12 protein-coding genes and 1 pseudogene are annotated in these 12,200 nt (G+C 65.4%); 6 read left to right on the forward strand and 7 right to left on the reverse strand.

What is annotated here, in order from left to right:
* Positions 1-85: 85 nt before the first annotated feature.
* Entirely contained in the window at positions 86-469 is a 384-nt protein-coding gene (locus tag K9B35_RS05715) for an RcnB family protein (RefSeq protein ID WP_224920842.1), read from the reverse strand.
* A 187-nt stretch (positions 470-656) separates the two neighbouring features.
* On the opposite strand from K9B35_RS05715, the gene fabD reads away from it, so the two are divergent.
* From fabD to K9B35_RS05745, 6 genes are all read left to right on the forward strand, one after another.
* On the forward strand, positions 657-1,592 hold the full coding sequence (fabD, locus tag K9B35_RS05720; protein WP_224920843.1) for an ACP S-malonyltransferase: 936 nt from the start codon (positions 657-659) through the stop codon (positions 1,590-1,592).
* A gap of 11 nt (positions 1,593-1,603) precedes the next feature.
* Positions 1,604-2,341: a 3-oxoacyl-[acyl-carrier-protein] reductase gene (gene fabG / locus K9B35_RS05725; protein ID WP_224920844.1), complete on the forward strand. Its 738-nt coding sequence runs from the start codon at positions 1,604-1,606 to the stop codon at positions 2,339-2,341.
* 104 nt (positions 2,342-2,445) lie between these two features.
* Positions 2,446-2,682, forward strand: a complete 237-nt coding sequence (locus tag K9B35_RS05730) for an acyl carrier protein (RefSeq protein WP_066662604.1) — start codon at positions 2,446-2,448, stop codon at positions 2,680-2,682.
* Positions 2,683-2,841: 159 nt separating this feature from the next.
* Positions 2,842-4,101, forward strand: coding sequence for a beta-ketoacyl-ACP synthase II (gene fabF / locus K9B35_RS05735; protein WP_224920845.1), 1,260 nt, complete (start codon positions 2,842-2,844; stop codon positions 4,099-4,101).
* Between the two features lie 133 nt (positions 4,102-4,234).
* Positions 4,235-5,203, forward strand: coding sequence for an endolytic transglycosylase MltG (gene mltG, locus K9B35_RS05740; RefSeq protein WP_224920846.1), 969 nt, complete (start codon positions 4,235-4,237; stop codon positions 5,201-5,203).
* Positions 5,203-6,021, forward strand: a complete 819-nt coding sequence (locus tag K9B35_RS05745) for a hypothetical protein (RefSeq protein WP_224920847.1) — start codon at positions 5,203-5,205, stop codon at positions 6,019-6,021. The genes mltG and K9B35_RS05745 overlap by 1 nt, the downstream gene beginning before the upstream one ends.
* Here the strand turns inward: K9B35_RS05745 and K9B35_RS05750 are convergent.
* The 6 genes and pseudogenes from K9B35_RS05750 to pgl form a co-directional block, all read right to left on the reverse strand.
* A pseudogene (locus K9B35_RS05750) lies at positions 6,022-6,282 on the reverse strand (2-dehydro-3-deoxyphosphogluconate aldolase); the annotation flags it as partial.
* Between the two features lie 191 nt (positions 6,283-6,473).
* The gene (locus K9B35_RS05755) at positions 6,474-7,784 is read right to left on the reverse strand and encodes an MFS transporter (protein ID WP_224920848.1); all 1,311 of its coding nucleotides are present in this window, start codon (positions 7,782-7,784) and stop codon (positions 6,474-6,476) included.
* Between the two features lie 161 nt (positions 7,785-7,945).
* Complete coding sequence (gene eda, locus K9B35_RS05760) at positions 7,946-8,551, reverse strand: bifunctional 4-hydroxy-2-oxoglutarate aldolase/2-dehydro-3-deoxy-phosphogluconate aldolase (RefSeq protein ID WP_224920849.1); 606 nt, start codon at positions 8,549-8,551, stop codon at positions 7,946-7,948.
* Complete coding sequence (gene glk / locus K9B35_RS05765; protein ID WP_224920850.1) at positions 8,548-9,519, reverse strand: glucokinase; 972 nt, start codon at positions 9,517-9,519, stop codon at positions 8,548-8,550. The genes eda and glk overlap by 4 nt, the downstream gene beginning before the upstream one ends.
* A gap of 22 nt (positions 9,520-9,541) precedes the next feature.
* Positions 9,542-11,365, reverse strand: a complete 1,824-nt coding sequence (edd, locus tag K9B35_RS05770; protein ID WP_224920851.1) for a phosphogluconate dehydratase — start codon at positions 11,363-11,365, stop codon at positions 9,542-9,544.
* A 108-nt stretch (positions 11,366-11,473) separates the two neighbouring features.
* Positions 11,474-12,184 (reverse strand): 6-phosphogluconolactonase, encoded by a 711-nt coding sequence (pgl, locus tag K9B35_RS05775; protein ID WP_224920852.1) that lies wholly within the window; start codon positions 12,182-12,184, stop codon positions 11,474-11,476.
* Positions 12,185-12,200 lie beyond the last annotated feature (16 nt).

The following is a 12,200-nucleotide window of genomic DNA, read 5'->3' on the forward strand; positions in this document are numbered from 1 at the left end:
GCCGCTCAACGATGCGCCCTTACGCGCGCTCTCCATGAAATGCAAGCGGCGGGGTGATCGCTCACCCCGCCGCCCGTAGGCTCCGTTAGCGGATCATGTTGCCGAAGATAGCGCCGATGATGCCGCTGGCGATGCTGACCAGCACGATATCATTGCCCGACTGGACGTAGCGATAGCCGCGCGGCGGGGCGTTCAGGTTACCGCGATACTGGCGATTATACTGGCGATAGTCGATCTGGCGGTAGTTCTGAGCCTGCCGCTGGTCGAACCGCTGACCGCGCTGCCACTTGCGATAGCGCTGCGGGGTCGCCTTCTTCACCGTCTGCTGACGGACCACGACATTGCCGTTCGGCTTGTGCTTCACGACCGTGCGGGTCTGCTGGGCGGGGGCTGCAGCGGCGGGCGCGGCGGCGAGGATTGGGCCGACCGCAACCGATGCGGCGACGATGGCGAGAACAAACTTCTTCATCTTGTGTCTCCTGCGTTCGAGCCCGGTATCGGGCGACAAGTGCAATTTGGGGGCGGCGTGTCGCAGGGGTTTCGCGGCGAATGGGGTAAATGGTCGCCTTGTGTCGCAACCCGTTCAGCTTCGTTCATCTTGCGGGATCGGCCCCATCGGCATAGGGCGCGTGGCCTGATTTCTAGGAGCCAGAACAATGCGAGCCTTCATCTTTCCCGGGCAGGGGAGCCAATCCGTCGGCATGGGCCTGGCGCTGGCACAGGCGAGCGCGGTGGCGCGCGAGGTGTTTCAGGAAGTGGACGAGGCGCTCGGGCAAAAGCTGTTCGCGCTGATGACCGAAGGGCCGGAGAGCGACCTGCTGCTGACCGAGAATGCCCAGCCGGCGATCATGGCGCATGCGATCGCGGTGCTGCGCGTGCTGGAGAAGGAAGGCGGCATCCGCCTCGCCGACAAGGCGGATTTCGTCGCTGGGCATTCGCTCGGCGAATATACCGCGCTATGCGCTGCCGGGGCGTTGGACCTGTCGACCACCGCGAAGCTGCTGAAGCTGCGCGGGCAGGCGATGCAGGCAGCAGTTCCGGTGGGGCAGGGGGCGATGGCCGCGCTGCTCGGTGCCGATCTGGTCAAGGCGCAGGCGATTGCCGATGCGGCGGCGGAAGGCGAAGTCTGCACCGTCGCCAACGACAATGACCCGTCGCAGGTGGTGATCTCGGGCGCCAAGGGCGCGATCGACCGCGCTGTGGCGATTGCCAAGGATCATGGTGCCAAGCGCGCGGTGCTGCTGCCCGTTTCCGCCCCATTCCATTGCCCGATGATGCAGCCCGCCGCCGATGCGATGGCCAAGGCGCTGGCGGATGTCGCGATCCGCGCGCCACTGGTGCCGGTCTATGCCAATGTCACCGCCGCGCCGGTGAGCGATCCCGACGCAATCCGCGCGCTGCTGGTGGAGCAGGTGACGGGCATGGTGCGGTGGCGCGAGTCGGTGTCTGCGATGTTCGACGCCGGGGTGCATGAGTATGTCGAGCTCGGCGGCAAGGTGCTGGGCGCGATGGTCAAGCGCATCGCGCCGGACGCAACCGTCACCAGCGTCGTGACGATGGATGATATCGAAGCGCTCGAGAAAGCGCTCTGAGGAGAATGAACATGTTCGACCTTACAGGCATGACCGCGCTGGTGACTGGCGCATCGGGTGGGATCGGGTCTGAGATCGCCAAGGCGTTGGCGGCGCAGGGTGCGCGGCTGGCGGTTTCGGGGTCCAATGCCGAGAAGCTGGAAGCGTTTCGCGCCGATCTGGGCGGCGACCATGTCGCGCTGGCGTGCAACCTGTCCGATGCGGCCGCGGTCGATGCGCTGGTGCCACAGGCGGTGGAAGCGCTCGGCAAGCTCGACATCCTCGTCAACAACGCTGGCGTGACGCGCGATAACCTCGCCATGCGCATGAAGGATGAGGAGTGGGACACGGTCATCCGCGTGAACCTTGAGGCGGCATTCCGCCTGATGCGCGCCGCCGCCAAGCCGATGATGAAGGCGCGTTATGGCCGGATGATCTCGATCACCTCCGTCGTCGGTGCGACCGGCAATCCGGGGCAGGCCAATTATGCCGCGTCCAAGGCGGGTCTGGTCGGTATGTCGAAGGCGATGGCGCAGGAACTGGCCAGCCGCAACATCACCGTCAATTGCGTCGCGCCTGGTTTCATCCGCTCGGCGATGACCGATGTGCTGCCCGAGGCGCAGAAGACTGCGCTGCTGACCCGGATTCCGGCGGGCGATCTGGGCAGCGGCGAGGATATCGGTGCGGCGGTCGTCTATCTGGCGTCGAAGGAGGCGGGATACGTCACCGGCCAGACCTTGCATGTCAACGGTGGCATGGCGATGTTGTGATCGACCGCAACGCCGGTCGCGACCCTCTTGCGCAGGGGCGGGCGGCGTTCTAGGTGCGTTCAGGATTTTGAACTTTTAACGACCCAATCAAGAAGGAACAGGGCATGAGCGAGACCGCCGATCGCGTGAAGAAGATCGTCGTCGAGCACCTCGGCGTCGAAGCCGACAAGGTGACCGAAGATGCGAGCTTCATTGACGACCTGGGCGCGGACAGCCTCGACATCGTCGAGCTGGTGATGGCGTTCGAAGAGGAATTCGGTGTCGAAATCCCCGACGACGCGGCCGAGAAGATCACGACCGTCAAGGACGCGATCACCTATATCGACGAAAATCAGGGCTAAGCGACGCTATCGCATGGCCGCCAGCTCAGGCAAGATTTGGGCGGGCAGGATTTGACGAACGGCTTCCGGTCCCGGAAAGGGGTGGGGAGCCGTTTCGTTTTTGAAGCAAGTTTGTTGTCGCATCGTCGGTAGCGCGATGCTCGATTACGGAGACTGATTATGCGGCGCGTCGTCGTGACTGGCCTTGGCCTCGTGACCCCATTGGGGGCGGATGTCGAAACCGCGTGGAAGAACGTCCTCGCCGCCAAATCGGGCGCGGGGATGATCACCCGGTTCGACGCAACCGACTATCACACCAACTATGCTTGCGAAGTGAAGCCCGCGGATCACGAATATGGCTTCGATCCGGGCAAGCGGGTGGATCACAAGATCCAGCGCCAGGTCGATCCGTTCATCATCTATGGCATCGACGCCGCCGGACAGGCGATCGAGGATGCCGGCCTGCTCGATATGACCGAGGAGGAGCGCTATCGCGCCGGCTGTTCGATCGGTTCGGGCATTGGCGGCCTTCCGGGGATCGAGAGCGAATCGCTGGTGCTCGCCGAAAAGGGGCCGAAGCGCGTTTCGCCGCACTTCGTCCATGGCCGCCTGATCAACCTGATCTCGGGTCAGGTGTCGATCAAATACGGGCTGATGGGGCCGAACCATGCGGTCGTCACTGCCTGTTCGACCGGCGCGCATTCAATCGGCGATGCGGCGCGGATGATCGCAATGGATGACGCCGACGTCATGCTGGCGGGTGGTGCAGAGAGCACGATCTGCCCAATCGGCATCGCCGGGTTCGGTCAGGCGCGTGCGCTGTCGACCGGCTTCCGCGATGAGCCGTGGCGGGCGAGCCGCCCGTGGGATCAGGGCCGCGACGGCTTCGTCATGGGCGAGGGCGCGGGAATCGTCGTGCTTGAGGAATATGAGCGGGCCAAGGCGCGCGGCGCGAAGATTTACGCCGAAGTGCTCGGCTATGGCCTGTCCGGTGACGCCTATCACGTCACCGCGCCGCATCCCGAAGGATCGGGTGCGTTCCGGTCGATGCAGATGGCGATGAAGAAGTCGGGCCTGTCGCTGGCGGACATCGACTATATCAACGCACACGGAACCTCGACCCCGCTGGGCGACGAGCTCGAGCTGGGCGCGGTGCGCCGCCTGTTTGGCGATGCGATCGGCGACCTGTCGATGAGCTCGACCAAGTCGGCGATCGGCCATCTGCTCGGCGGCGCGGGCGCGGTGGAGAGCATCTTCTGCATCCTCGCGATGCGCGACGGGATCGTGCCGCCGACGCTGAACCTGGACGACCCCAGCGAGAATTGCGCGGGCGTCGATCTGGTCCCGCACAAGGCCAAGGAGCGTAAGGTGCGCGCGGTGCTGAACAACTCGTTCGGCTTTGGTGGCACCAACGCATCGCTGGTGATGAAGGCGGTCTGATCCCACCTGATCCCCCTCCCGCTTGCGGGAGGGGTTAGGGGAGGGCATGTTTTCGTCGGGCTGGAGGATGACAGGCCCTCCCCCGACCCTTCTCGCAAGCGGGAGGGCAGTTTTCCCGGGACGGAGATTCGCGTTGCGCAAGTTCGGCTGTTTCGGCGTTCTCCTGATCCTCGCGCTGGTCGGCGCGGCCTTTTGGGCGGCGCAGCTGTGGGGCGGGGCCGGGCCGGGGACGCGCAATGTGTCGCTGATGGTGGCGCAGGGATCGACCCTGACCACCGCGGCGCGCGAGCTGCAGAAACAGGGCGCGATCCGCGACGCGGACCTGTTCCTGTGGATGGCGCGGGTGTTCGGCGACGACACCCCGATTCAGGCCGGCGAATATCGCGTGCCCGCGAAGATCAGCCAATCGGACCTGCTCAAGATGCTGCAGGGCGGGCGCACTCTGCAGCGTTTCGTGATGATCCCGGAGGGGATGCCGTCGATCCTCGTCCACGAACGGCTGATGGCGGCCGAGCAGCTGGAGGGAGAGGTCGATGTGCCGGTCGAGGGCAGTGTCCTCCCGGACAGCTACGCCTATAATCGCGGCGATACGCGGCAGCAGGTGCTCGATCGCATGCAAACGGCGATGGACAAATATCTCGCCGAAGCGTGGGAGCGTCGCAAGCCGAACATCGCGGTCAGCACACCGCAGGAAGCGCTGACCCTCGCATCGATCGTCGAGAAGGAAACCGGGAAGTCCGAAGAGCGGCGGAAGGTCGCGGGGGTCTATTCCAACCGGCTCAAGCGCGGGATGCCGCTACAGGCCGATCCGACCGTCATCTACCCGGTGACCAAGGGCAAGCCGCTGGGTCGCCGCATCCTACGCTCTGAATTGCAGGACAAGAACGGGTACAACACCTATGCCAGCGCCGGGCTGCCGATCGGGCCGATCGCCAATCCGGGTCGCGCGAGCATCGACGCAGTGCTGGACCCCGAAGCGACCAGCGCGCTCTACTTCGTCGCGGACGGAACCGGCGGGCACATCTTCGCCGACACGCTGGAGCAGCACAACGCGAACGTCCAGAAATGGTATGCGCTGCGCCGGGCGCGAGGGGAGATGTGATGCAGTTGCACTGGAGGGCGGCGCTTACGGCGATTTGTCTGGCTCTTTCCCCCCCAACGTCGTTCGCGGCATCGGCGGATGACTCTGGGGCGCAGGCGCCAGAGCGACTGGCCGCCATTCATGCAACCGGCACGATGATATACGCCTATGATCGGGCCGCATGGGTCGCGACCGATGCCATGCTGGCTGAAGTTCCGCGCGATCGACTGTCTGCAGTCCGCGGCTGGGTCGTGACGCCAGAGGGGGACGACTTGGTCGTGACCTTTCAGAGCGAGACTGGCGATGCCGCCAAGCGGTTCTTTCAGGCATGGGTTCGGGACGGAAAGGTCATGAGAACTCAGAGTTCTGCCAATCCGCAGTCGCTGAACGAGACAGAGGCCTTGCTTGCCCGAGCGCGTGATGCTGCATTCGTCGACGCTGAGAAGCGTAAACTCAAATCATGCACCCCAGCGCGGTTCAACAGCGTAGTTTTGCCGCCTGAGGCTCCGGGCATGCCGGTGCGCGTGTACCTGCTGTCAGCGCAGGTTGCGGAGGGTAACTGGCCGCTTGGCGGGCATTATCTCATACTGGTGGATGACAGCGGCAAGATTGGCAGCAGCCGGAGCTTTATGAACACATGCTTCCCGCTCGCGAAGCCGAAGACGGCACCGGCTACCGCGGCCTTTTTCGTCACGCATTTGCTCGATCAGACGCCCACCGAAATCCACGCGTTTACCGCAATAGCCTCGGCAATTCCGATCGTTGTTGCCACGCCTGACAAGAAGCTATGGTCGGTGACGCGCAATGGTATCGTGTTTGAAAAGACGCTGACCGACTAATCAGCCCCGCAGGCCGTTCGCCCCCCGCGCCAGTGCTTCCACTTCGGCCATGCTCGGGCCCTTGGGTGTCACCCAGCTATTGCCGACGCACAGGACGGGATCGAAGCCGAGCCAGTCGGGGGCAGTCGCGGCGCTGATGCCGCCGGTGGGGCAGAATTTCGTTTCGTAGAAGGGCGCCGCGAGGGCCTTGAGCGCCTTCAGCCCGCCGCTGGTCTCCGCAGGGAAGAATTTGAAGTGGCGCAGGTCGAACTCATAGCCGCGCGGCGTTGTCCGCGTTAGGCGGCATGGGCTGAGTTTGATCACCTTTGCAATTCAGCACCGGTTTGACGTTGATGCGATCGTTCCAAGGACCATCAGCATCTACCAGTTGATACTCCATCTAGGCGCACCCGCGACGGTTTTCCTGGGGCTGTGGTGGTGGTTTCGTCGCCAAGCGCGCCGAGAGGTGTCTATCAGGATTTTTGAATAGCCGGGTTCAGTCGCAAATTCGATGACTGTCCCACCCCAAGACGCGGCAGCACAATCAGAAACGCCAGCCCTCCCACCGCCAGCACCCCCGCCAGCATCGCCATCGGGGCGAGTGTGCTGCCGGTATAGTCGCGGACCATCGGCACTGCGTTCTGCGCGGCGAATCCGCCGAGATTGCCGACCGAGTTGATCACCGCGAGCCCGGCGGCGGCGTGGGCACCGCGGAGCAGGCCCTGGGGGATGCTCCAGAACACCGGCTGGGCGGAGAAGATTGCGGCGGCGGCGATGCACAGACAGGCGAATTTGACCGCTGCGCCGGGCAGAATGACGCTGGCGAGGAAGAAGACGGCGGCAATCAGCATCGGGCCGGCGACGTGCCAGCGGCTGGTGCCATGCCGCGCGGCGTGGCGGGGGACGGCCCAGAGCGCGACCGCGACGAGGATCCACGGGATCACGTTGATGATGCCGTTCTGGATGTTCGACGCGCCGAAGCTTTTGACGATGGTCGGCAGCCAGTAGCTGAGGCCATAGGCACCGAGCGGCATCGCGAAATAGAGCAGCGCGAGCAACAGCACGCGCGGATCGGTGAGCGCGCGCCAGGCTGAGCCCGGGTCTCCGGCGGGGGCTTCGGCGGCGAGGGTATTGGCGAGCCAGGTCTTCTCGGGGGCGCTCAGCCATTTCGCTTCGCCGGGCGTGCTCGGCAGCTTCCACAGCACCACCGGGGCGAGCAGCACCGGCGGAAGGCCGGTGGCGACGAACACCCATTGCCATCCGGCGAGCCCCGCCAGCCCGTCCAGCTCCAGCAACGCACCGCCGATCAGCGACCCCACTGCGTTCGCGAAGGCGCTGGCGATCATGAACAGACCGACCATCCGCGCGCGATGCGCCTGGGGGTACCAGAGGGTGAGGAGGTAGAGCACGCCGGGAAAAAATCCCGCCTCCGCAACGCCGAGCAGGAAGCGCAGGACGTAGAACATCGTCGGGCTCTGCGTGTAGCCGAGCGCGATGGTGATCAGGCCCCAGGTCAGCATGATCCGCGTGAACCACACGCGCGCGCCAACGCGGGCGAGGACCATGTTTGCGGGCGCTTCGAACAGGAAATAGCCGAGGAAGAACAGGCTGGCGCCGAGGCCATAAGCTGCTTCGGACATACCGAGCGCGTCGACCATCTCCAGCTTGGCATAGGAGACATTTTGCCGGTCGATATAGGCGAGGAGATACATGGTGCAGAGCAACGGCATCAGCCGCCGGCTGATCTTCGCAAGCGTTGCCTGCGGTGAAACCGCATCATCCATAGAAACCTCCCCCTGTCACCGGCGAGATTTGCCGAATGCGGGAGCGAGCACAATCGAATTATGGGAGCGCTACCTCAATTCGGATTCCTCCATCGCCCCGGCATCGCGATAGACGCCGGGATAAAAGCGGAAATGGGGCTGACGGCTCGCGTCCATCAGCGTTACGCCAGTGCGCTCGCCTCCCGCGCCAGTGCTTCGACTTCGGCCATGCTCGCGCCCTTGGGCGTGATCCAGCTGCCACCCACGCACAGGACGGGATCGAAGCCGAGCCAGTCGGGAGCCGTCGTGGCGCTGATGCCGCCGGTGGGGCAGAACTTCGCTTCGTAGAAGGGCGCGGCGAGTGCCTTGAGCGCCTTCAGCCCGCCGCTGGTTTCCGCCGGGAAGAATTTGAAGTGGCGCAGGCCGAGGTCATAGCCGCGCATGATGTCGCCGGCATTCGCGATGCCGGGGAGGAAGGGGACGCCGCTCTCGACGATCACCTGGCCGAGGCGATCGGTGAGGCCCGGCGAGACGATGAATTCGGCGCCTGCGTCCATCACGCGCGCGAACTGGTCGGTGTTGACGACGGTCCCGGCGCCAACGATCGCGCCCTCGACCTTCTTCATCTCGCGGATCGCATCGAGCGCGGCGGGCGTGCGCATCGTCACTTCGAGCACCTTGAGGCCACCGGCGACCAGCGCTTCGGCCAGCGGGCGGGCGGTCGCCGCGTCGTCGATGACGAGAACGGGGATGACCGCGCTGGTCCGCATGATGGTTTCGATGCTCATTGCGTATGCTCCTGCGCATAGGCCGCCGCCGCGCCATAGAGGCCGGGCTGGGGGTGGGTGATCAGCTTGACGGGGATCGAGGACATCAACCCCTGGAAGCGCCCCTTTGCGACGAAACGCTGTGCAAATCCAGAGCCGAGCAGGTGATCCTTGAGGCGGAAGCCGAGGCCGCCTGCGATGACCACGCCGGTCGGGCCATGCGCAAGCGCGAGGTCGCCCGCTACCGCGCCCAGGCTGAGGCAGAAGCGGTCGAGCGCGGCGACGGCGAGGCTGTCCTTGCCCTCCAGCGCCAGCGTCCAGATTTCCTTGTCGGACAGGCTGTGCACCGCCTTGCCCTCGATCTGCGCCAGCGTTTCGTAGATCGGCACGATGCCGGGGCCGGACACGATCCGCTCCGCCGAAACGCGGGTGTAGGTCGAGCGCAGGCGGCGGACATAGGCGTCCTCGATGCTGTCGAGCGGGGCGAAGTCCATATGCCCGCCCTCGGTCGCGATGACGTGATAGCCGCCGCTTGGGGGACGGAAGACCTGCGCGACGCCAAGCCCGGTGCCGGGGCCGCAGACGGTGATCGAACCGCGCTCCGGCAACGCTGTCACCGGGCCGCACAGATGGACGAAATCGCTGTCGGGAAGCTGGGCAACGGCATGGCCGATCGCGCCGAAATCGTTGATCAGGCTGTAGCTGTCGACGTCGAGCCGTTCGTGGATCAGCCGTGGGCGGATGATCCAGGGGTTGTTGGTCAGCTTGATCAGCTCGTCATTGATCGGCGAGGCGAGGGCGATCGCAGCGGCGCGCGGCATGGGTCGGCCGAATTCGCGCGCCGATGCCTGCCAGGCGAGCTGGAAGCTGGCGTGGTCGGCGGTCTTCTGCGTGACCGGCTGGCCCAGCGAGACGACGCGGCCATTTTCAACCTCGGCAATGGCGAAGCGGGCATGGGTCCCGCCGATATCGACCGCTACGACTTCCAAACGTCTTCTCCCTGTTCTTTTCTTAGAGGCCGGCTGCGGCGAGCATCGCCGATCCGCCGGCTTCGGCCTCGCTCGCGCCCTGACGCATCATCGCGAACAGCTCGCGCCCGCTGCCAAGGTCGGGCGGGGGCGCGGCGGCGAGGTCACGCGCGTCCCACTCAGCTGCGTCGACCAGCGCCTGCAGAACGCCTTCTTCCGCACAGACCCGCACGACGTCGCCGTCGCGCAGCTTGCCGATCGGGCCGCCACCCAGCGCTTCGGGCGACAGATGGATCGCTGCCGGTACCTTGCCAGACGCGCCCGACATGCGCCCGTCGGTCACCAGAGCGACGCGGAAACCGCGGTTCTGGAGGACGCCGAGCGGCGGGGTCAGCTTGTGCAGTTCGGGCATGCCGTTGGCACGTGGGCCCTGAAAGCGGACGACGACGACGACATCGCGGTCGAGTTCGCCGGCCTTGAACGCGTCCTGCACCGCCTGTTGCGTTTCGAACACGCGGCAGGGTGCTTCGATCGTCCAGCGGTCGCGTTCGACTGCGCTGACCTTAATGCAGGCGCGGCCGAGATTGCCGGAGAGGATGCGGAAGCCGCCTTCTTCCGAGAAGGGGGCGTCGATCGTGCGGACGATGGTCTCGTCGCCGCTGACCGCATCATGATCGGCCCAGGCCAGTGCTTCACCCTCAAGAACGGGCCTCTTGCCATAGGCGTCGAGGCCGTCGCCGAAGGTGGTGAGCGTGTCGCCGTGAAGGATGCCAGCCTTGAGCAGTTCGCGGATCACGAAGGTCGGGCCTCCTGCATCCTCGAACCCGTTCACGTCGGCCGAGCCATTGGGATAGACGCGCGCCAGCAGCGGCACGCTGCGCGACAGCCGGTCGAAATCCTCCCAGTCGATCAGGATCCCGGCGCTGCGCGCAATGGCGGGCAGGTGGATCAGATGGTTGGTCGACCCGCCGGTGGCGAGCAGCACGACCGCCGCGTTGACGATGGCGCGTTCGTCGACGACCTCACCGATCGGACGGTAATCGTCGCCGTCCCAGCCGATCTGGGGCAGGCGCTGCACCGCCGCCTTGGTCAGTTCCTGACGTAGCTTCGTGCCCGGATTGATGAACGACGCGCCGGGCACGTGCAGGCCCATCGCCTCCATCATCATCTGGTTGGAATTGGCGGTGCCGTAAAAGGTGCAGGTGCCCTTGCCATGATAGGCGGCGATTTCGGATTCGAGCAGTTCTTCGCGGCTCGCCTTGCCCTCGGCATAGAGCTCGCGGACCCGTGCCTTTTCCTTGTTGGCGATGCCGGTGCGCATCGGGCCGGCGGGGATCATGATCATCGGGAGATGACCGAAGCGCAGCGCGCCCATCAGCAGGCCCGGAACGATCTTGTCGCAGATGCCGAGCAGCGCGGCACCCTCGAACGTATTGTGGCTGAGCGCGACTGCGGTCGACAGCGCGATCGTGTCGCGGCTGAACAGCGACAGCTCCATGCCGGCATAACCCTGCGTCACGCCGTCGCACATGGCGGGGACGCCGCCCGCGACCTGCGCCGTGGCGCCCGCTTCCAGCGCCCAGATCTTCATCTGTTCGGGGTAGCGGTAATAGGGCGCATGCGCCGACAGCATGTCGTTATACGCCGTCACGATGCCGATATTCATCCGGTTGCCCGGCTTCATCGCGTCACGCTGCTCGTCCGTACCGGCATAGGCATGGGCGAGGTTGGCGCAGCCCAGGCCACGGCGGCTGACGCCGCCTTCGCGCTGCTGCGTCATCAGGTCGCGATAGGCGGCGCGGCGGTCCTTCGACCGGGTGATGACGCGGTCGGTAACGGCAGCGATTTCGGGGTGGAGTTGGGTCATGTTTTCAGCCTTCAGCCGTTTGCCCTGAGACTGTCGAGGGGCAGTGCGACTCACCGGGTGCGGGTAGCCGTGCTTCGACAAGCTCAGCACAAACGGATGTGAGTTGGATCATCCTTCGAGCCAGTGGACGTCGACCGGCAGTTCGGTCTCGGCCAGCACGCGACCGATCGGGTAATTGCCCGACGCGCCCTGCTTGATCGCGGTTTCGAGCACCTTGCGCTTCTCAGCCCCGGTGATCGCGATCATCAGCGACTTGGCGTCGGCGATGGCGGCCGACGACAGCGTGACGCGCGCGACCGGTGCCTCGGGCGGCAGCGGATCGGGCATGACGCCGAGTGCGCGGCGCTCCTTCGGGCCGTTGAGCGCTTCCTCGAAATCGGGGCCGGGGAAGATCGAGGCGGTGTGCCCGTCGGTGCCCATGCCGAGCAGCACGAGGTCGAGCGGGAAGTGATGGTCGGCGAGGCGCGCATCGGCGGCGCGGCCAGCAGCCTTATAGTCGTCGGCCTTTTCGCTCACCAGCGGCACGACGCGCGCGCCCTTCGGAATGAACACCTTGCCAAGGCCGGTAACGTTGGACAGCGGGTCGCCGAGCGGGACCAGCCGGTCATCGGTCGGGACGATCGTCACGCGCTTCCAGTCGAGCTTTGCCGCGGCGAGCTTTTCATAGACCGGGGCGGGGGTCTTGCCGCCCGCCAGCGCGATCACAGCGCCGCCGCGCGCGTCGATCGCACTTTCGATGATGAAGGCGATGTCGCCGGCAAGGGCGTCGGCCCACTCGCTGGCTTCCTCATACTCCCACCATTCGATTTCTTCGGCCATTTTCAACTACTCCAGT

The organism is Sphingomonas sp. R647, from assembly GCF_020177055.1.
In the GTDB taxonomy this organism is placed as follows: domain Bacteria; phylum Pseudomonadota; class Alphaproteobacteria; order Sphingomonadales; family Sphingomonadaceae; genus Sphingomonas.